General features: G+C 50.4%; 18 protein-coding genes and 1 tRNA gene. 11 read left to right on the forward strand and 8 right to left on the reverse strand.

All coding sequences use genetic code 11. The annotated features are described in order from the left end of the window. Positions 1-26 precede the first annotated feature (26 nt). Positions 27-533, forward strand: coding sequence for a phenolic acid decarboxylase (locus tag BS639_RS02110; protein WP_055773690.1), 507 nt, complete (start codon positions 27-29; stop codon positions 531-533). Positions 534-638: 105 nt separating this feature from the next. Here the strand turns inward: BS639_RS02110 and BS639_RS02115 are convergent, their stop codons facing one another. Further along, positions 639-1652 carry an alpha/beta fold hydrolase gene (locus BS639_RS02115; protein ID WP_084982132.1) on the reverse strand — a complete coding sequence of 338 codons (1014 nt, stop codon included), beginning with the start codon at positions 1650-1652 and terminating at the stop codon, positions 639-641. Positions 1653-1954: 302 nt separating this feature from the next. Between BS639_RS02115 and mtfA the strand changes: the two genes are divergently transcribed. Both mtfA and BS639_RS02125 read left to right on the forward strand, forming a co-directional pair. Further along, entirely contained in the window at positions 1955-2731 is a 777-nt protein-coding gene (gene mtfA / locus BS639_RS02120) for a DgsA anti-repressor MtfA (RefSeq protein ID WP_084982133.1), read from the forward strand. 144 nt (positions 2732-2875) lie between these two features. Further along, positions 2876-2951, forward strand: a tRNA-Asn gene (locus tag BS639_RS02125). 197 nt (positions 2952-3148) lie between these two features. Here the strand turns inward: BS639_RS02125 and BS639_RS02130 are convergent. The 5 genes from BS639_RS02130 to BS639_RS02150 form a co-directional block, all read right to left on the reverse strand. Then, on the reverse strand, positions 3149-4042 hold the full coding sequence (locus tag BS639_RS02130; RefSeq protein ID WP_084982134.1) for a hypothetical protein: 894 nt from the start codon (positions 4040-4042) through the stop codon (positions 3149-3151). A gap of 292 nt (positions 4043-4334) precedes the next feature. After that, the gene (locus tag BS639_RS02135; RefSeq protein WP_055783752.1) at positions 4335-5126 is read right to left on the reverse strand and encodes an alpha/beta fold hydrolase; all 792 of its coding nucleotides are present in this window, start codon (positions 5124-5126) and stop codon (positions 4335-4337) included. Between the two features lie 195 nt (positions 5127-5321). Next, the gene (locus BS639_RS02140) at positions 5322-7754 is read right to left on the reverse strand and encodes a membrane-bound PQQ-dependent dehydrogenase, glucose/quinate/shikimate family (protein ID WP_084982135.1); all 2433 of its coding nucleotides are present in this window, start codon (positions 7752-7754) and stop codon (positions 5322-5324) included. Between the two features lie 254 nt (positions 7755-8008). Next, the gene (locus tag BS639_RS02145; protein WP_055783750.1) at positions 8009-8269 is read right to left on the reverse strand and encodes a hypothetical protein; all 261 of its coding nucleotides are present in this window, start codon (positions 8267-8269) and stop codon (positions 8009-8011) included. 149 nt (positions 8270-8418) lie between these two features. Next, entirely contained in the window at positions 8419-10158 is a 1740-nt protein-coding gene (locus BS639_RS02150; RefSeq protein ID WP_084982136.1) for an ABC-F family ATP-binding cassette domain-containing protein, read from the reverse strand. A 294-nt stretch (positions 10159-10452) separates the two neighbouring features. Between BS639_RS02150 and hglS the strand changes: the two genes are divergently transcribed. From hglS to BS639_RS02175, 5 genes are all read left to right on the forward strand, one after another. After that, positions 10453-11817: a 2-oxoadipate dioxygenase/decarboxylase HglS gene (hglS, locus tag BS639_RS02155; protein ID WP_055783748.1), complete on the forward strand. Its 1365-nt coding sequence runs from the start codon at positions 10453-10455 to the stop codon at positions 11815-11817. Between the two features lie 112 nt (positions 11818-11929). Next, positions 11930-12628 carry an SDR family NAD(P)-dependent oxidoreductase gene (locus tag BS639_RS02160; protein ID WP_084982137.1) on the forward strand — a complete coding sequence of 233 codons (699 nt, stop codon included), beginning with the start codon at positions 11930-11932 and terminating at the stop codon, positions 12626-12628. Between the two features lie 42 nt (positions 12629-12670). Then, positions 12671-13345, forward strand: a complete 675-nt coding sequence (locus BS639_RS02165; protein WP_055783746.1) for an energy-coupling factor ABC transporter ATP-binding protein — start codon at positions 12671-12673, stop codon at positions 13343-13345. Beyond that, positions 13342-13995, forward strand: a complete 654-nt coding sequence (locus BS639_RS02170; protein WP_055783745.1) for an energy-coupling factor transporter transmembrane component T family protein — start codon at positions 13342-13344, stop codon at positions 13993-13995. Before BS639_RS02165 ends, BS639_RS02170 begins: the two co-directional genes overlap by 4 nt. Continuing rightward, positions 13985-14530: a biotin transporter BioY gene (locus BS639_RS02175; protein ID WP_084982138.1), complete on the forward strand. Its 546-nt coding sequence runs from the start codon at positions 13985-13987 to the stop codon at positions 14528-14530. Before BS639_RS02170 ends, BS639_RS02175 begins: the two co-directional genes overlap by 11 nt. Before the next feature lie 61 nt (positions 14531-14591). On the opposite strand, the gene BS639_RS02180 is transcribed toward BS639_RS02175, so the two are convergent. Further along, complete coding sequence (locus BS639_RS02180) at positions 14592-15581, reverse strand: zinc-dependent alcohol dehydrogenase family protein (protein WP_084982139.1); 990 nt, start codon at positions 15579-15581, stop codon at positions 14592-14594. A gap of 91 nt (positions 15582-15672) precedes the next feature. Here BS639_RS02180 and BS639_RS02185 point away from each other — a divergent pair, with 91 nt between their 5' ends. From BS639_RS02185 to BS639_RS02195, 3 genes are read left to right on the forward strand one after another with little or no spacing between them, the layout of a single operon-like run. After that, complete coding sequence (locus BS639_RS02185; protein WP_055783742.1) at positions 15673-16158, forward strand: acyl-CoA thioesterase; 486 nt, start codon at positions 15673-15675, stop codon at positions 16156-16158. Continuing rightward, on the forward strand, positions 16142-17638 hold the full coding sequence (locus tag BS639_RS02190; protein WP_084982140.1) for a class I adenylate-forming enzyme family protein: 1497 nt from the start codon (positions 16142-16144) through the stop codon (positions 17636-17638). Before BS639_RS02185 ends, BS639_RS02190 begins: the two co-directional genes overlap by 17 nt. After that, the gene (locus BS639_RS02195) at positions 17625-18848 is read left to right on the forward strand and encodes a thiolase family protein (protein ID WP_084982141.1); all 1224 of its coding nucleotides are present in this window, start codon (positions 17625-17627) and stop codon (positions 18846-18848) included. The genes BS639_RS02190 and BS639_RS02195 overlap by 14 nt, the downstream gene beginning before the upstream one ends. 38 nt (positions 18849-18886) lie before the next feature. On the opposite strand, the gene BS639_RS02200 is transcribed toward BS639_RS02195, so the two are convergent. After that, positions 18887-19696, reverse strand: a complete 810-nt coding sequence (locus BS639_RS02200) for an enoyl-CoA hydratase/isomerase family protein (RefSeq protein ID WP_084982142.1) — start codon at positions 19694-19696, stop codon at positions 18887-18889. Positions 19697-19786 lie beyond the last annotated feature (90 nt).

Genomic DNA, 19786 nt, shown 5'->3' on the forward strand with positions numbered 1-19786 from the left:
CATTATAAGCCGTCGAGGAGATAACAATGAGCAGCTTTGATAAAACAGACTTAAGCGGTTTTTTGGGCAAACACCTAGTTTATACCTACGATAACGGCTGGAACTATGAGATCTACGTTAAAAATGCCACCACGCTCGACTACCGCATTCACAGCGGTATCGTAGGCAACCGTTGGGTAAAAGACCAGCATGCCTACATCGTCAGGGTGGCACAGCTTGTGTATAAAATTTCATGGACCGAGCCGACCGGGACTGACGTCAGCCTGATAGTCAACCTAGCCGACAAGGTGTTTCACGGCACAATATTCTTTCCGCGCTGGGTGATGAACAATCCGCAAAAAACCGTGTGTTTCCAAAACGAGCATATTGCAAAAATGGAAACTTACCGCGAGGCCGGTCCGGCTTATCCAACCGAAGTGATTGACGAATTCGCCACCATCACTTTTGTACGCGACTGCGGCACGGATAATGACGACGTGATTAACTGCGCGGCCAGTGAGTTACCTAAAGATTTCCCGAAAAATCTACGTTAATCACTTTTTCACTGTAGATTCGACACCCTTACGTCGCTAAAAAAGGGGATCCGTTTTCACAGGATCCCTTATTCATGGGCGCTGATCGCTGTATTTAGCGACAGCTCAGCGCAGCACGTTGAATAGAGCCTGATTGAACTTCTCGGGCTCTTCCATCTGCGGCGCATGCCCCAGTCCTTTAAATTCGATCAGTTTGGAGTGCGGAATAAGCTTCGCCGCCTGCTTGCCCAACACGTTGTAATGCCCCAGCTTTGCCTTGACCTCTGGTGAAGCAATGTCGCTGCCAATCGCAGTGGTATCGGAGGTACCAATCATCAGCGTGGTCGGTACGCGCAGATTTTTCAGCTCGTAAAACACCGGCTGGGTAAAAATCATGTCGTAAATCAGCGCCGAGTTCCACGCAACCAGCTTGTGCCCTGGGCCGCTGTTCAAACCTGCCAACATATCGACCCAGCGGTCATATTCCGGTTTCCATTTACCGACATAATACGTCTTCAACTCATAGTCGTGGATGCTTTGGGCCGACAGTTTCAATTCGCGGTCATACCATTGGTCCACCGTACGGTAAGGCACACCTTTGGCCTTCCAGTCTTCAAGACCGATAGGATTCACCAGCACCAGTTTTGATACCTGCTGCGGATACATCAGCGCATAGCGCGTAGCCAGCATCCCGCCGGTTGAATGCCCGATAATAACCGCTTTAGAAATTTTCAAACTTTTGAGCAAATCGTTGGTATTGGTCGCTAACTGCTGGAAAGTGTATTGATAATGCTCAGGTTTGGTTGAAGAGCAGAAACCTATCTGGTCAGGCGCAACCACGCGGTATCCCTTACCCAGTAACGCTTTAATGGTGTCGCCCCAGGTCGCGCCGCAGAAATTTTTGCCGTGCATCAGTACCACAGTTTGACCATTTTTCTTACCCACCGGCTGCACGTCCATATACCCCATTTGCAGCGGAACACCTTGAGAATTAAACGAAAAATGCTTAAGTGGATAAGGGTAATCAAACCCCTGTAGTTGAGGCCCGTAGGAGGGAGCCTCTGCGGCCACCGCGGCTGTCGAGGCTAATGCGATCGCCAGAAAAGAAACGGAAAGCGCTTTTTGAAAAGAACGGATCATTGAGTTTTCCTGATAAATTGCCAATACGCGGCTTATATAAGCCGAATTTTAAGGGGTTTAACTTCAGGAATGAATCAGAAATAGTGACAAATTATTTAAGCGTACTGCCCTATATACTCGATACAAACTGGCGCAGAGCGCTAAAATTGATTGAAACAGGCACGACGAAAACAATAACGTGAGCTACGTTTGATAAGATGAACACTCAAGTGGCATAAGTCGCCATTATTGGTACTATTCTTCGGGATTTGAGCCCTATTTTCTTATAACCTTTTGAATGTTCACACTTTGCGAGCAAAATCATGATCAAGTGGCCGTGGAAAAGTAATGAACTGAAAATTGACAAAAGCGAAGTTTGGCAGCTGGCGCTGGACATCCCCCTTTTTTCAGATTTAAACAGCCATGAACGACAGCGACTCATCCACGTCGCCGGCCAACTTTTGCAGCAAAAAAAGTTGCAGCTCCTGCAAGGGGTTGAACTTGAGGAAGCCATGCAGGCAAGAATTGCGCTGCTTTTCGCCCTACCGGTGATGGAACTGGGTGCCGAGTGGCTCGACGGCTTTCATGAAATTCTGCTTTATCCCTCACCCTTCATTGTGAGTACTCCTTGGCAAGACGAGAATGGCATTGTGCATTCCGGCACGCAAGTTCAATCCGGTCAAAGCTGGGATCAAGGTCCAATCGTCCTGAACTGGCTAGACGTGCAAGACTCTTTCGACACCTCAGGGTTTAATCTGGTGGTGCACGAGGCTGCCCACAAGCTTGATATCCGCAACGGGGGTGAAGCGACCGGTATTCCACCCATTCCGCTGCGCGAGGTGGTTGCTTGGGAGCATGACCTGCACGCCGCCATGGAAAACCTGCAGGACGAAATTGACATGGTTGGCGAAGAGGCCGCCAGCATGGACGCCTACGCCGCAACAGACCCCGCCGAATGTTTTGCGGTGCTTTCTGAATACTTTTTCAGCGCACCCGCTCTGCTTTCAGAACGCTTTCCGCTGGTTTATGGCCATTTCACCCGTTTTTATAAGCAAGATCCCCTGATACGCCAGGCACGTGGCCGAGTCTGCGACTGTTAGCATTCCACCACGTAAGCCAAAATATGCCGGTGAACGCTGATTTCTGGCTCACTTTGCTCAGTTGCTGAGCAGTCGAACGCCGTATCGTAATTTGGCGTTGACACACCCACGCCCTCTGGATATGATGCGCCCCGTTCACACGATTCCTCTGTAGTTCAGTCGGTAGAACGGCGGACTGTTAATCCGTATGTCACTGGTTCGAGTCCAGTCAGAGGAGCCAAATTTAGAAAAGCCCGCACAAGGAAACTTGCGCGGGCTTTTTGCTTTTTCAATTGTTACGCTGATCGCAAAGGATTGATGATCTAATTTTAGGGTCGATACTTAAGTGATCCACAACGTCTGTTAACCACACAAAAACCGCAGTCTCAAGCCCCGAGATATACCCTTTAAAATCTCTCGTTCCTAAGGTCTATATCTTTAAAAATAACTACGAATCCAGCCATGGTCAGCCATGACAGGTTCTTGCAGATCCATTGCATTACATCGTGCTTCATTAACGCATGTGTAAATAGTCCCTTTGTAACTCACTACATCACCCTTCTCAATTTGCCCTACTTTATCAGCACTCAATAAATAGTCATAAGCCATGATATCAGTTACAGCCGGCGAACGATTATCCACCCCACCGCAGTCGCCTTTATCCGCGCCCACAATGCATATTTCAACGTCTAACCGGCGTTCATCAGTAGGTACTGTGATAATCGTTGTAAACTTTGCCTTTTGGCTTTTACTGATACTTGGCGCCATAAATGAAAGCTTGTCATGGTTAATTTCAACCTTGGTATTTTTCAACAACTGCGTAGTCGCGTTGTCCATTTCCCATTTATAGGTGAATTTTTTATTTTGTTCCTCCTTGCCGTGGAGAATATCAAATGAGATCTCTGCTTTAGCCCCGGCGTTTACATAATCAGTAACTTTCACGCCATCACATTTAAAAAACGAACCATCCTGGCAAAATGTATGGGTGATGACATCATACTTACCATTATTGTCCACAACAGCTTGCAAGCGAGACTTACGTGGCAGGAACGAAGGAATACCCGTAGTTGCCGTTTTGCCAGAAGATTTAAATAATACAGCCTTAACTTGTTTAGCTGAGTATTCACCTAACTTTGTATAATTAATAAACCAACTGATGTCATTTTGATTCACATCGGAATTTTTAAGTTCAAAGCGCGCGTGTGTTGAGTCGCTGCTAATCGTAGTCGGGCCATCAATATATACATTGCTGAGATATTCAGTTGACGCAAAAGCAGTGGAAAAAGCCAGTCCTAGTGAGACACACAATGCAACTTGGGTTATACGTTTCATTCGTTCATCCTTTAACGTTATTATTTACTACTGGTATCAGCAGTGATTGCAATTATACTGATTAAATAAAATAGTGTAACCAAATGTAATTAAATTAGAAATGTCTGCACTTCAGATAGATATTTCTTCTAAAACGTTTCATCCCATTGAAAGCACGAATGCTCACGCAAGCGTTTTAAAAAAGTCTTGAGGGTATATAGGGGTAGTGCAGTAATATCAGTTTCGGATCTGTGAATACAGAAAAAGGGCGCATCATGCGCCCTTTTTCTGTATTTTTTATCGTCGTGAACTTTTAATAGCCAGGCACGTGGGCGGCTTTCATGATGAGATTTGCCACGGCCACAGGCTGAGATATTAATGATACGTGACTGGATTTTAACTCTATCGTTTGAGCGTGCATACGTTTAGCCATAAAGCGTTCAAGATCGGGGTTAATGGTGCGATCCTCAGTAGAAACCGCATAATATGTTGGCTTGAATTGCCATGCGGCCACTGTCGTTTTGGCCATGGTGATAGCCTTACCCATCGGCTGTTGTACGGCGTAGTAGGCTTTGGCCTCACTGACAGGCAAGTCCCCCGCAAAATCATGAATAAACGCCGATTCGCTCAAAGCCCCATAACCATCATTCCATGTTAAGCCTGCTGAAGCCGGAGCCGCTGGATATTTTTTTGTCAGGGCCGGGTAATCTTCTCCTGCGGCCGGTGCGCGGGCCGCAATATAGACCAGACCTTTCACTTCAGGCTCATTACCGGCTTGGGTGATCACCATTCCGCCATAGGAGTGTGCCACCAGAATAACCGGGCCATTTTGCAAGGCAAGCGCACGTTTAACCGCCGCGACATCATCATCAAGTGAAGTCGTTGGATTTTGTACTGCCGTCACATGGAGACCTTTTGCCTGAAGCAACGGGATAACCTTAGACCAACTGGATGCGTCAGCAAATAAACCGTGAACCAGTACGATATTGGTGACTTCCTGTGGAGACGTTGTTTTTGTGCTGGTTGCTGAATCAGCATGAACAACAGAGGCGCTCATTCCAGCAAGCACAAGGGAAGCGATTAAAGACAGATTGCGTAATTTCATAATGGATACTCAAGTGAAGGTGTGACTCACAATATACCCAGCGAGAACCAACAAAAGTCTGTCGAGAAAATGACAAAATAATGACGTACCAAAAAGCCTAGCTCTTGTGTATAGACTCAATTATTTCTTGAAAGGGTGAAAAGAGATAAATCCCCCTATGAGTCAAGCTCATAAGGGGATAATTAACGACGACGTTTATTGAGGTAACGCGTAGGCAATCACGAAGTTACCGCGTGGGGTATGCATGAAATGGTGACCTGTCGCGGTAATCACTACATACTCGCGCCCGCCCTGCTCGTAAACCATCGGTGTAGCCTGCGCACCAGCCGGTAACGCTATTGACCATACCGTTTTGCCGGTGGTGATATCGATGGCGCGGAAAAGGTTGTCCGTGGCGGCAGCAATAAAGATCAGACCTGACTGGGTCACCACTGAGCCACCGTTGTTCGGGGTACCAATGTTGATAGGCAACCCGGTCGGCAAGCCAAACGGACCATTCTCGCGCGCGGTGCCCAGCGGGCGATCCCAGACAGTTCGACCATCGCGAATATCAATTGCGCGGATCCCGCCGTACGGTGGCTCTTTGCAAAGCATGCCCGTGAACGGGAGCTGCCAGCCAGCATTAACATTTACCGCAACAGGGACGCCTTCTTGTGGATCCCCTGCACCTTCGGCACGCGCTTCGGCGACGGGGTCATTAAGAACATCACGCGCCTTCCAGCCCATAGCATCCGCATCTTTACGGCTGACCAGTTTGGTATAGTTGGGCATGTCATTGTAGTTAGCAATGATCAGGCCTCGGGCCGGATCGAACGCCACACCACCCCAGTCAACGCCCCCGTTGTAACCCGGGTAATCGATGATCGGTTTATCCAGACTCGGTGGCGTAAACCTACCGCGGTAATCCGCCTGAGCAAACTGGATACGGCACACCAATTGATCTATTGGCGTTAGACCCCACATATTCTCAGGTTTGAGATCAGGCTTAGCCAGCGAATTAAACAGTGAGAAAGGTTGAGTCTTGCTGCGTGCCTGCGGCTCAAGACCCCCCTGCGGTACGGCGCGTTCTTCAACACCGAACAATGATTTACCGGTCGCGCGATTGAGCACGTAGGTTTCACCGTTCTTCGTCGGGAAGATAATCGCCGGCACTTTAGAGCCATCTGCCTGAGGATAATCCACCAGCGTAGGTGAAGCACCCGGATCGTAATCCCAAACGTCATTATGCGTATTCTGGAACGACCAACGCGGCTTGCCGGTGTCAATATCCAACGCTGTCAGTGAAGGAGAATATTTGTTCTCGTTTGCCGTGCGGGTACTCGAGTAGTAATCTCCTGATGCGTTGGCAACAGGCAAATACACCAGGCCCAGCTTGTCGTCACCGGTGAATGGAGCCCATACGTCCGGTGAACCGCGCTTGTACTGATCGTCGCCAGTACGCGGTGCGGTGTTTTGTGGATCGGCGGCATCCCATACCCACTTCAATCGCCCCGTCTTGACGTCGTAAGCTTTGGTCACACCTGCCGGACCAAAAGCACGCTGCCCGTCAACCGTGGTGTGGCCAACCACCAACGTGTCGCGAATCACCGCAGGCGGTGAGGTTATCGAGACATAGCCGTGGTAAATCTTGCCCATATCGTCGGTAATGCTGACCTCGCCGTTCTTGCCGAAGTCCTGACAACGTTTGCCTGTCTGTGCATCCAGCTCAATCACGCGGGCATCGAGCGTGCCGACAATGACACGGCGTTCACAGGCCGCAGCGCCCGAACTGACTGCTGAGGTAGAGGAAACGCCAGGGTCCTGATAGTAAGCCATAGAGCGGCATGATGGAGTATAAGGCACCGACTCGGGCGTAATGCCCGGATCAAACTCCCACTGCTTCTTGCCTGTTGATGCATCCAGAGCCACCACTTTATTAAGATAGCCGCAGACATACAAAGTGTTGCCAATTTTCAAAGGCGTGTTCTGCACGCCCCAGCGCGTATCTTTAGGCACATCGCCCGCTTCGGACTGCCAGGCAACCTGAAGGTTCTTCACATTATCGGGCGTTATCTGCGTGGCTGAAGAGTAACGGTCTGTGGCCTGATTACCACCATAAGATGTCCAGTCAGTAGACGGAATAACGTGATTCACGCCGCTCCCTGTGTCAGCCTGGAATGTATTATCCGTTCCGGTAGGCACGTCCTTCGCTTGTGTAACATGGTACGGCACGAAAGCCAGTCCACCTGCCACGATGAAAGCCAGCACCAGAATGCCTGATACCGTACGAGATACGCGTCGCGCGAGTCCACGGTGTAAGGTAGGCAGTAAAAACGAGAAGGCGATGGCGAAAATCAGCATCAGGGCGAAACGCGGCACCCATCCCCAGTAATCGGTGCCGGACTCGACGATAGTCCAGATAAGGGTAAAGATGAACAGCACACCAAACCACCCGGTGGCTTTCGATGATCTGCGAGCAAGATATACTGCACTGATAACGCTAAGAATACCTGCAATCGCGTAGTACCAGTTACCGCCAAGCGCGATAAGCCACGCGCCTCCTATAATCATGGCTATGCCGAAAAAGCCCAATAAGAGTGCGAGTAACCATCGCCCCACCCTTCCAAAGGCACATTCTGTACTCTTCATGATAGATCCCTAATAGAAAATATAACTCTGTCAGGCAACTTTCGTAGCTTGCTTCGTGAATACTCCTGCCGGGGCTGCAATAAAACGCCCTGAGAATATACAGTGAAGGGGTAACCTGAAGCCGCCCTTTCCTTACGAATCTTGACTCAAGCTTACAATGCGTTTGTTACAATTTATGCTTATTTGTTATTAAAATGAAAATAGACACATTATTAAGGCTCATCATTAGAGAGCTTATTCAGTCATCGGAATTATCAAAAATAAGGCTTAAAATGCCACTCATTATTCTGTAGTAGATTGAGCATCCCCTCTTCATAGAGAATATGGCGCCAACGGGTAAAAAGTCGTAAAAATCGCAGATCAATGCCCTGCATCCGCATGCTGGATTCAATAAACCAGCATTGAGGCTGAATAAACGCCAACCGGTGTAAAATTTGTAGCATGAGCAGCGGTGCCAAAGATTCACTCTCTGACTGAAAAGCGGGGATGGCATTAATTTGACTGCTTCTCAACATAGTAGAGGCCATTGGCGATTAAATGATAGTGAAAATGATAATCATTTTCACTATCATATCAAGCCTGTTTTGCATCATTAAGTGACGATTGACGGTGTGAAAGCCCTCTATTCGTGGTGAGTAGAGGGCTTTTTCTCTGCTGTTTAAAGCTATTCGATACCCAGTTGCTGCATAACGCGTTCAATATCGAGGCGAATTTGCTGCTGCAAAGCGGGCTTCTGATGTTTCGCCTTGCGCATCAGCTCACTCTCCAGTCGCTGTTCAAGCTCGCAGAGTCGTGCCAACAGCAAATCTTCATTAGACATCGGCGCATCCGCCTTAATCAGGTGTGACGCTTGATAGCCAGGTTCGCAAGACGTCACGCCCTGCACGGTGGTTTTTCCACTGAGCAGTCCATAAACCGGCTCAAGCTGATGCCACTCTTCAAGCCTGTTCTCATGCACTAACCAAAAACGATTACAGCTGTTTTCAATCAGCGCCCTGTCGTGACTTACCAGCAGCACCGCGCCGGTGAACGCGCGCAGCGTTTCGGCCAGTTCCTCCTTGCCCTCCATGTCGAGGTGGTTGGTGGGTTCATCGAGCAACAGCAGCGAGTATTTTGCCAGCGTCAGCCCAACAAAAAGCAGGCGCGAGCGTTCACCACCGCTCAAAACGCCCACCCGCTGCTGATGACGCACATAAGGGAAACCGGCACCAATCAGTGCCCTCTTCCGCTGTTCTTCGGTTAACGGCGCAAAGGCGCTTAACGCCTCACTTAGGCTGTCGTCGTCGCGCAACTGATGCAGGCTCTGGTCGTAATAGCCCACCTGGGCGCGAGGATGCCAGTTTACGCCCTGTTCACCGTCACCAATTGAACGCCACAGCAGACGCAACATTGAGGATTTCCCACAGCCGTTGCGGCCCATAATCGCAATACGGTCGCCGCTTTTAATCTGCAAATTTTGCAGTGAAAACAGTGGTGCTGCCTCTTTAGCAGGGCTAACGTCCAGCTCGGTGAGCGCCAGCACGCGGTCGGCGTCAAGGCGCTCACCTAACAACTGTAGCCGCCACGCATTGGCGGTGGCCAACTGCGTTTGGTCATCCTTCATTCGGTCGACCTGCTTCTCCATCTGTTTAGCTTTGCGCGCAAGGCCTTCGTTGTCATACACCTTGCCCCAGATCGCCAGACGGTTTGCGCTCTTCTCCACTCTGTCTATTTCGCGCTGTTCGGCATTATGCCGTTCGGCATCAGTTTTATCACGATGCGCCAAGGCAGCTCTCGCCTCGCTGCAACTCAATCCAAAGTAGTGCAGCGTTTTATCACGCAGGATCCAGGTGCTATTAGTCAGACTGTCGAGCAAAACAGCATCGTGGGAGACCAAAATAAAGCTGCCGTTCCACTGCTGCAAAAAATCGCCGAGCCACAGCAGAGTGGGCAAATCCAGATGATTACCGGGTTCATCGAGCAGCAGCAGATCAGGTTCGAGGATCAGCGCGCGCGCCAGCATCAAACGCGTATGCTGTCCGCCACTCAGCGTTGATACCGCCTGTGACCAGCTTGAGGGCGCGAACTCCAGCGTAGCGAGCAGTCTTTCGGCACGCCAGCTTTCACTGAGACGCTGACTTTCAGGCAAGCGCTCAATAATGGCCTCAAGCAGCGGACTGGATTTTAAAGCTTCAGGCAGGTGCTGTTCAATGGTCGCCAGCAGGCAGTGACCTGCGCGCGTTACGCTGCCGGAAGTGGGGGATAAATTGCCGTTAAGAAGATTGAGAAAGGTACTTTTTCCACTGCCATTGTGGCCGATTAAGCCAACGCGATCGCCCTTTTTAAGAGTGAAAGAAACCTCAGTCAGCAGCGGACCGAACGGCGTCTCATAGGAGACAGATTGGGCTGATAGTAATGTGCTCATTGTGTATTCCAGAATTACAGGCAATAAAATGCCCGTCGTCAAAAAAGCTGACGACAACCCGGAATGCTGAAGGGAAGTGCGAGGTTAACTCTTGATGTCTTCGCTCAAGCAGGGTTATCGCAGCACGAGGCCGGAAACGCTTGAGCACAGGCGATCACCAAAGAAATGTGAGTGTTTAATCAAATCACATAAAATCATGGGGGTTCCTCCTTATTAGTATCTGGTTGATGAATGATTTCAGTGTATCTTTGATTAAGCGACAGTCAATACTGAAAAAAGGATAAGGCGACAGAGATGGAAAAAAAAACGATTGCTCAAGACCAAATCCGTGACCGTTTTTCCAAAGCCATGTCACGCATGTATCAGCAGGAAGTGCCTCAGTACGGCACGTTGCTGGAAATTGTTAAAGAAACCAACGCGCATTATTTGAGTCAAAACCCCGCTACTTTTGCCACCGAAGAGCAATCCTCGGCGCTAAACCGGCTCGACGTGGAAAGGCACGGTGCAATTCGCCTGGGCAGTGCTCGAGAACTGACCACCATGAAGGACTTGTTCGCAGTGATGGGCATGTCGGCGGTGGGTTATTACGATTTATCAGCAGCCGGCGTGCCGGTGCACTCCACGGCGTTTCGCCCGGTAAGCGACGCGGCGCTGCAGATAAATCCTTTTCGGGTATTCACCTCGCTGCTGCGTCTCGAACTTATTGATAATATTGAGCTTAGAGAAAAAGCGCGCCAGATATTGGCCACGCGAGAAATATTTTCCCCACGCGTACGCGAACTGATTGCGCTCAGCAAGAAGCAGGCTGGACTCGAGGACGCTGAGGCCAACGAGTTCGTCATCGAAGCACTGAAAACATTCCGCTGGCACAATGAGGCGTTGGTAGACCTCGAAACGTATACTGCGCTGCTCGAGCATCATCGCCTGATTGCCGACGTGGTCTGTTTCAAGGGGCCGCACATTAATCACCTCACGCCACGAACGCTGGATATCGATACGGTGCAGCATAAAATGCCCGACTACGGCATCACGCCAAAAGAGGTGATTGAAGGACCGCCCCGCCGCCGCGTGCCAATCCTGCTGCGTCAAACCAGCTTCAAGGCGCTCAGCGAAAAAATCACTTTTATCGACTCGGCGCAGGGCAAACATACTGCTCGGTTTGGCGAAATTGAACAGCGTGGGCTGGCACTGACGCCCAAGGGCCGCGCACTGTATGACAAGCTGCTGCTTGAGGCCTCCTCATCTAACACCGCGAAAGATAACGACAGTCATCAGCGACATTTCGACGCGATTTTTGCCGCCTTTCCTGACGAGATTGAGCCGCTGCGTCGCCAAGGGTTAGGCTATTTCCGCTATTCCTTAAGTGCTGATGCAGTCATTCCACAAGACCAACGCGCCAGTGAGCATCTTGACGCACTGATCGAACAGGGTATCGTTGTGGTTACACCGATTATTTATGAAGACTTTTTACCGGTCAGCGCCGCGGGCATTTTCCAGTCCAATCTCGGCACAGAAAAAGGCCACGTCAGCGCCGGAAATCCTAATAAAGCGGCGTTCGAGTCCGCACTAGGCGCTGCCGTTATCGATGAGTTTTCGCTGTATGAAATGATTCAAACGCAGTCAATAAACCAACTGTTTGAACACGACGTGCGGGCCTAAATTGTATTTCTGTGATAAAAACGGAATAATGTACTGCGGCTAACGGCCAGCAATACCCTACTTTTCAAATAGTTATATATTCATCAATCAGTTAAAACAGAAAAGGCTTTTCGTGACTCAACAAGTAGCGCTGATTACGGGGGCCAGTCGCGGCATTGGGCGACAGGTTGCCGAGCATTTTGCCCAACGGGGCTACAGCCTGATACTGTTGGCCCGTGACCCCCTTGGCCTTGAGGCCGCTGCTCGATCGCTGCCCCTTCAGGCTCAACAGCAGGTGCAAACCATTGCCACCGATATTGGCGATGTGCCGGCGGTGGCAGAAAAGATTGCCGCCGCGCTGAGTAATGTCTCTCGACTCGACGTTCTGGTTAATGCCGCAGGAATTTTTAGACCGGGATCCAGCCAGGCTACTTTAAGTGACTTTTGCGCCATGCTCGACACCAACGTCACGGCCGTTCACCATCTTTGCCAACTGTGCATTCCGGCGCTGGCCCGTTCTCCGAAGGCGCATATTTTTAACCTCTCTTCGGTGAGCGGCATTCAGGCGTTTGGCGGCATTGCAGGCTACGCTGCCAGCAAGCACGCACTGGTGGGTTACAGCCTGTCGTTGAGTCGTGAACTTGCCCCACAGGGTATTAAAGTGACCGTGTTTTGCCCCGATGTGGTCGATACCGACATGGCCAAGGACTCAGGCCTTGAGCCGCAGCAAATGATTGAAACCCAGGACATTTGTCGAGCTATAGAATTTGTTATGTCATTATCTGCGGCCGCTATGGTCGAACAGCTGACGATCGGCCGCGTAAGACGATAATGAACATCATTTGCCCCTCCCAATAATGAGTACCCCTTTTACATGTTGGAACTAAAACAAGTCTCGCACGCGTTCGGCGAGCGTCAGGTATTGAACAATATTAGCCTGCACCTCAATGAAAAACGCATTGGCGTCGTGGGGAGCAACGGCTGTGGCAAGAGCACATTTGCACGTCTTCTCAACGGGTTACTGATCCCGCAGCAGGGTGACGTTATTGTCGATGGCCTGAATACCCGCGACAACGGCAAAGCCGTCAGGCGCAAAGTGGGTTTTGTGTTCCAGAATCCTGATAACCAGATTGTTTTTCCTATCGTTGAAGAGGACCTGGCGTTTGGCATGAAAAACCTCGGTCTTTCGAAAGAAGTGATCCGCGAACGTATTGATGCCACGCTGGCGCGTTACGACATGGAGTCTTTCAGGCAGCATCCTTCACACTTGCTAAGCGGCGGGCAAAAGCAGTTGATGGCGATTTCCGGCGTATTGGTGATGCAGCCTGATTATATCGTTTTTGATGAACCGACTACGCTGCTGGACCTGCGAAATAAAAAGCGTATTGCGCAGGCGATTAATGAGATGGAACAAAAAACCGTCGTGGTTTCTCACGATCTAGAGTTTTTGCAGGACTTTGAACGCATCCTGGTATTCGAACAGGGAAAAATAGTCATTGATGATATCCCCGCCGTCGCATTACCGGCCTATATCAGGATGATGTCATGACAGTCAGCGAATACCTGCCTGGAAATTCGCTTATTCACCGAATACCGCCGGGGCTAAAAATTTTACTCTTAGCGCTGCTCGGCACGCTGCTGTTCGTATTTCCAAATTTGCTGTTTGCCTGCGCTACACTGGCGATTATTGTGCTGCTCTATCCGCTGGCCGGTATTTCATTTTGGATCATGCTCAGGCAAATCAGGCCGCTTATTGCTATTTTGGTGCTGCTTTTTTTGGTTCAGCTTTTCATGGTGAACTGGCAGTCCGGCACGCTGGTAGTGGTGCGCTTGTGCGCATTGATGCTAACCGCCTCACTGATCACGCTGACCACCCGCAGTTCAGACATGATAGACGCACTCGAAAAACGGCTGTCGTGGTTGTATTTCATCGGCGTTAATCCAGCAAAAATCAGTCTTGCACTCTCACTGGCACTGCGTTTTATTCCGGTTTTGGCGGCCATTACGCATGATGTGCGTGAGGCACAAAAGGCGCGAGGCTTAAATAACAGCGTGATTGCCGTGGCTATTCCGGTGATTGTTCGCACGCTCAAAATGGCGGATAGTATTGCCGCGGCGCTCGAGGCGCGGGCCTACGACCCACAGTCTCCTTATAAAACCAAAAAATCCTCAAAAAACGAGAAACAGAATGTCGACTAAAGATATTGTTTATATAGCCCTATTTGCAGCCATTACCGCTGCGATGGGTCTTTTCCCTGCCTTTACTCTGCCGATTATTGCCGTCCCCATTACTGCGCAGTCGATGGGGCCGATGCTGGCCGGTGCCATTGCCGGTGCCAAGCGCGGCGCGTTGGCGATGGTGCTTTTTGACCTACTGGTGATGATTGGCCTGCCGCTGTTGGCCGGTGGGCGCGGAGGTTTAGGCATCTTTCTCGGCCCGAGCGGTGGTTTTATTCTCGCCTGGCCGATTGCCGCCTGGATAATTGGCTATCTGTATGAAAAAAATATCCGCTCACTCTCAGTGATCAAGGAAGCGTTATTTATCACCCTCGGCGGCATTGTGATTATATACTCGTCGGGTATTCCGTGGATTGCTGCATTTGCTAAAATATCACTTTCTCAAGCAGCCCTCGGCGCAATGGGCTTTGTACCGGGCGACATTATTAAAGTTATTCTTGCGGTGCTTATCATCAGGCCCGTGAGAAAAGCCTACCCGACGTTAGAAAGCCGTTAAAAATAAAAATGCTGCGTAGACTATGACGCAGCGTTAATTTCCTCATCGAGGCTAATACCCTTTACAATCTAATCAAAATCTTGCCTTTGCTGGAATGCGTCAATGCCGCTTCAACGGCATCGGCAATATTCTCCAGACTATATTCTGTCGCGATTTCAGTATGTACCACGCCGCGCTGAATTAACCCCATCACCTGATCAATCTTATTCTGTACGGCCGATTTTTCCTGACTGTGCACCCACTGGCGCAAATGGAAGTTCATAAAGCGAATATCGGGTCGTGAACGCCAGAACTGCGGAGGAACCGGTTTTCCCGACAGCAGCCCATAGTGAATAAATTGTCCGCCAAAGTTCAGCATTTCGGCAAATACCAATGATTCGTCACCGCCAATACAGTCGAAAATAGCCTCCACGCCGCCGCTGCGCTTAACGGCAGCTAACGCTTGCGGAAAAGCGGGATCGCTGGAATTAAGCACCGACTCGAGCCGACAGTCGTCGAAAATATCAACGTTTTCAGGTTTGCGCACCACGGCTATCGGGGTTAATCCCATATTATTGGCCAGGCGAATAAGCATTTTACCGATCGCCGAGTTGGCAGCATTAATCAAAATCCGCTGTCCGGGTTTATTGTCCAGCGCCTCGGTGAGCATCAGCAGCGCGGTCATTGGGTTCACATAGCTGTTCACCGCCTGCCTGTCACTAATGAAATCCGGCAACGTGAAGCACCACTCGGGGCGCGTATCTTTATAAGTTTGCCAGTTACCCATGCTGCCAATTGGCAACACCCTTTGTCCGACCGGCAGTTGACTCCCCTGCGGTGAGTGTTCAATCACCCCAACACCTTCGAAACCTGGCACAAAAGGCACAGTGATTCGCGAACGGTAGGCACCAGAAATGGTAATAATGTCTGAAGGATTGATGGTGGCATAGACCATTTTGACGCGAGCATCGCCCTGCGCGAGCGCGTGCTGTGCCACATTTTCGAGCTGCAAAACGTCGCGGATATGACCGAACTCTCTGACTATTGCTCTGGTGACCACTTTATCTTTCATGTAAAATTTCTTAAGAGAAGCCGTTTTAGGGCAATAGTGTAATAGGTTTAAGGATAATTGAGAATGGGTGGTGTGAATATGGGTCGCGTCAATGAATAATGATAATCAGATCGACTCGTTTCGAGTGTCAATGCGAGATATTGATCTCAACGGGCACGTACACAATTCAGTCTATTTAGATTACTTCGAAGATGCCGTGGTTAATCAATTACGCGCCCACGGTATGATGCAATATTTCCGCCCCGCCACCTCTGGCGTCGCCTATCATGTCAAAAAATGTGAGGCTACATTCCTCTATCCCCTGTCGGTTGACGATATTATTACACCTGTGGTTTATATTGAAAAACTCGGCAACAGCAGTTTGATTTTTAATATCAAACTTGAAGTCAAAGACCCACAGGTAATTTGTGCCGAAGGAAAACTGATTTGGGTGTGTGTGAATATTGATGACAATACACCGCGTCCTATTCCCGAAGAGACGCGAACGCAGCTGATTAATAAATTTACCTTTATTGAGGCAGAAGATCAGCAGAATAAACCTCTCGGGGAAAATGCGCATCATGCCGGTTCACGATAAAGTTAAATATTACGCCTTAAATAAAGCAGCACACACGGCGGTTAATATCGAGGAGCAAACCCTGAGCTGGCAGCAGTTGTTCCAGCGAGCGCTGTCAATATTTGCCGCCATAGCGCAAAACCCGGCCAAAGAACAGACTATCGCGGTGGCGCTGGGTAATGATCTGGAATTTGCACCCGCCTGGCTTGCCGCCACTGCCAACAAAAACGTATGCGCGGTTATCGACCCCCAGTTACCTACCGAGCAACTGCGCGATGTGTTAAACCGACTTTCACCGCGTCTATTGCTACTGAGGCATTCGCAAACGGCAATTATTGCGCTAGCAAAAAGCCTGAACATAGACTGCCTCCCGATTGAGGACGTCGAAAACCTCGCCGACGAGCATCTTCACACTTATGAAGACGCCTTTGTGCAGGACGTAAACGCCACTACGCCTTTTCTGATTAACTTCACGTCGGGCACCACCAGCACGCCTAAAGCCTTTATGCGTTCTCGTCATTCATGGCGGGAGAGCTTTAGAAACGGTCAGCAGATTTTTGATTTACCCACCGCATCTTCTACGCTGTTCCCCGGCCCGCTGTTTCACGGCATTGGCCTTTATTGCCTGAATGAGTCACTGGATGCAGGTACCTCATTTTATTGTATGCAGAAATGGCAGGCGTCGAAGGCGCTTGAGATTATCCTGACATATCAGGTGCAGCGTCTGGTGCTGGTGCCGACCATGCTGACGGCTTTTGCACGCCTCGAGTCGTTCGATGCGCAGTATTTTTCCAGCATCACTCACCTGCTCAGCGCCGGTGCCAAACTGGAAATGAACCACTACCGTACTGCACGCCGGCTTTTTCCCCATGCGCGTATTCAAGAATATTATGGCGCGTCGGAACTGGGCTTTATTGCTGTTTCTACTCTGGATGATGAAAATGTCGAGCGCCAGTTGCCGACCGTCGGCCTGCCTTTTCCTGAGGTCAGTTGGTCAATTCGCGATGAGCACGGCCGTCCTTTGGCGCAAAACAAACCCGGATTTATTTATCTGACCAGTGCGCAAGTCTGCTCAGGGTATCTGTGGGGCGACGACGGTAACGCCTTTAAAACCGAATCCTGGGGTTCTACCGTGCGCGACATCGGCTATATTAACCCGCAGGGCCAGCTGCACGTCATCGGTCGCAGCGGTGACATGGTGATAAGCGGGGGCAATAATATCTATCTTTCAGAAATTGAATCGGTGCTCAAATCTTTGCCAGAGGTCATTGAAGCCGTCGTGCTGGCAGTAGATGATGAATATCTCGGCAAAAAGGCGATCGCCTTTTTCGAAAGTAATATTCTTGAAACCGATCAACTGCCTGCGCTTTGCCGGTCACAGTTGGCGAAATATAAAATCCCTGCCCAGTTCTGCAAGCTGGACCATTGGCCGCTGACGCCAAGCGGAAAAATCAAACGCAGCGTTCTGGAGAAAATGTACATCAATCATGAAATTAAATGACATCGCACTCAACTATCAGCCTGCGCCCGATTGTGAGCCGGTTATCGTTGAAGCCTACCGCACAGCGGTCGGTAAGGCCTACGGTATGTTTGCTACTCTACCGATGGAAGCGCTGCTTGCCCCGCTATTTCAAAAAATCCTCAGCCACTCAAAAATCGACGCGGCGCAAATAGATGAAGTCATTCTCGGCAATGCCACGGGTGGCGGCGGCAACATTGCAAGGCTGGCCGCCCTGCACGCCGGATTGCCACCGTCAGTTCCGGCAGTCACTGTAGACCGCCAGTGTGGTTCAGGACTTGAGGCGATTATTAACGCCTGTCGTCTCGTGCAGGCCGGTGCAGGTGAGTGTTTTATTGCCGGGGGCGTTGAGAGTGTCAGCACGGCGCCGTGGCGGGTAGAAAAGCCGACCAGCCTCAAGCAGATGCCGCGTTTTTATGCCCGAGCGCGATTCTCACCCGATGAAATCGGCGACCCAGAGATGGGCTTGGCGGCAGAAAACGTGGCGGTGAAATGTGCGATCAGTCGCCAGCGTCAGGACAATTTTGCACTGCGCAGCCACCAGCGCGCGGTCGAAGCGATTAAAAATGGCCTTTTTGCAGACGAAATTGTGCCGGTTGAGGTTGAGGGCAAACCGCTGAGCATGGATGAGTGCCCGCGCCACAATGCTTCACTCAGCGCTTTGGAAAAGCTGTCGCCGGTATTTATTGAAGGAGGAACGGTCACGGCGGGAAACTGCTGTCCTCTAAACGACGGCGCATCGTTAGTGCTGATAATGAGCCGTAAAAAGGCCATCGAAATGGGTTATACCCGCGGGCTAAGATTCGTCGATGCCTGTAGTGCAGGCGTTGATCCCAACCTTTTGGGGCTAGGCCCAGTGCCTGCAACGCAAAAGCTGCTCACCCGTCAATCGGCTTTGAATATAGAAAACATCAGCGTTATTGAGTTCAACGAGGCTTTTGCTGCTCAGGTTTTGGGATCGATTGATGCACTGAATATTGATGAAATCCGTATCAACTTACAGGGCGGCGCGATTGCGCTCGGACATCCTTATGGCGCGTCCGGGGGTATTATGGTGACGCGAATTTTCAGCCAACTGATACGCCAGAAGAGTGCCAAAGAAAATGCAGCAGATCCACAGTTTGCTATGGCAATGCTGGGCATCGCCGGGGGTCTCGGACTCAGTGCAATGTTTAAAACCGCTGAGTTTTGATGCTATTTCCCGCCCTGAGGCCAGGCTTAAGGGCGGGACTATTTACCCTTCCACAGTGGTTCACGCTTCTCGCTAAAGGCGCGTGCACTTTCTAAAAAATCATCGCTTTGCTGAACCTGCTTTAACTCATGCGCAATCTGCGCCTCCAGCGTGCTTCGATCGCCATAAAGACCTTGGTTTATCAGCGCATTACACGCCTGCACCGCCAACGGGGCGTTGCGGGCAATACGGTTCGCTAATTCCAGCGCCACCTCAAGCAGGCTTTCTCTGTCGGTAAGCCGATTAATGAGTCCCAGTTCGGCGGCGCGCGCCGCTTCCAGCGAGGTGCCGGCGAGGATCATCTCTTTGACCACCGCGGCGGGCAGTAAACGGGTAAGCTGAGATACGCCGCCGCCGACCGGCAGCAGGCTGTGGCGCGTTTCCGGCAGCGCCAGCCGAACGTTTTTCTCGGCTACCAGTAAATCGCACTGTAGCGCCAATTCCAAACCGCCACCAAAGGCATTGCCGTTGAGTGCGGCTATCCACACTTTGCGTCGTGGCATAAACTGTAGCGGATTATACCCTCCGCGAGCATTGCGTAGCGCGCTTGCGCCGTCAACAAAGGCTTCATGCAAGTCAGCACCGGCACAAAAAGTTTTTTCACCGCTGCCAGTAAGAATAACCACGTCAATGGTCGCGGTTGTTTCCGCATAGGCAACAACTTCGCCCAGCTCTCTCACCATTTGGCTGTTGTAGGCGTTGTGAGCCTGAGGACGATGTAAACTGACCACCACGACTCGGCCGGTAAGCCGTTGCAGAACGATGGTATCGAAAAGCCGTTTCTCAAAATCGGTATTATCAGTACTCATTGGAGGCCTAAACATTGCACAGTTGGTGTTATGAATAACACCGTCGTTAGAGACGGTAAATAGTACCTGCCAATTCTCCGCCTCGCCAGC

This window comes from Rouxiella silvae, assembly GCF_002093625.1.
Taxonomy (GTDB): Bacteria; Pseudomonadota; Gammaproteobacteria; order Enterobacterales; family Enterobacteriaceae; genus Rouxiella; species Rouxiella silvae.

Bases quoted from the DNA above. Each gene is read 5' to 3' on its own strand.
- BS639_RS02110 (WP_055773690.1), top strand. From the start codon at position 27: ATGAGCAGCTTTGATAAAACAGACTTAAGCGGTTTTTTGGGCAAACAC.
- BS639_RS02115 (WP_084982132.1), bottom strand. From the start codon at position 1,652: ATGATCCGTTCTTTTCAAAAAGCGCTTTCCGTTTCTTTTCTGGCGATC.
- mtfA (WP_084982133.1), top strand. From the start codon at position 1,955: ATGATCAAGTGGCCGTGGAAAAGTAATGAACTGAAAATTGACAAAAGC.
- BS639_RS02130 (WP_084982134.1), bottom strand. From the start codon at position 4,042: ATGAAACGTATAACCCAAGTTGCATTGTGTGTCTCACTAGGACTGGCT.
- BS639_RS02135 (WP_055783752.1), bottom strand. From the start codon at position 5,126: ATGAAATTACGCAATCTGTCTTTAATCGCTTCCCTTGTGCTTGCTGGA.
- BS639_RS02140 (WP_084982135.1), bottom strand. From the start codon at position 7,754: ATGAAGAGTACAGAATGTGCCTTTGGAAGGGTGGGGCGATGGTTACTC.
- BS639_RS02145 (WP_055783750.1), bottom strand. From the start codon at position 8,269: ATGTTGAGAAGCAGTCAAATTAATGCCATCCCCGCTTTTCAGTCAGAG.
- BS639_RS02150 (WP_084982136.1), bottom strand. From the start codon at position 10,158: ATGAGCACATTACTATCAGCCCAATCTGTCTCCTATGAGACGCCGTTC.
- hglS (WP_055783748.1), top strand. From the start codon at position 10,453: ATGGAAAAAAAAACGATTGCTCAAGACCAAATCCGTGACCGTTTTTCC.
- BS639_RS02165 (WP_055783746.1), top strand. From the start codon at position 12,671: ATGTTGGAACTAAAACAAGTCTCGCACGCGTTCGGCGAGCGTCAGGTA.
- BS639_RS02170 (WP_055783745.1), top strand. From the start codon at position 13,342: ATGACAGTCAGCGAATACCTGCCTGGAAATTCGCTTATTCACCGAATA.
- BS639_RS02175 (WP_084982138.1), top strand. From the start codon at position 13,985: ATGTCGACTAAAGATATTGTTTATATAGCCCTATTTGCAGCCATTACC.
- BS639_RS02180 (WP_084982139.1), bottom strand. From the start codon at position 15,581: ATGAAAGATAAAGTGGTCACCAGAGCAATAGTCAGAGAGTTCGGTCAT.
- BS639_RS02185 (WP_055783742.1), top strand. From the start codon at position 15,673: ATGAATAATGATAATCAGATCGACTCGTTTCGAGTGTCAATGCGAGAT.
- BS639_RS02190 (WP_084982140.1), top strand. From the start codon at position 16,142: ATGCCGGTTCACGATAAAGTTAAATATTACGCCTTAAATAAAGCAGCA.
- BS639_RS02195 (WP_084982141.1), top strand. From the start codon at position 17,625: ATGAAATTAAATGACATCGCACTCAACTATCAGCCTGCGCCCGATTGT.
- BS639_RS02200 (WP_084982142.1), bottom strand. From the start codon at position 19,696: ATGAGTACTGATAATACCGATTTTGAGAAACGGCTTTTCGATACCATC.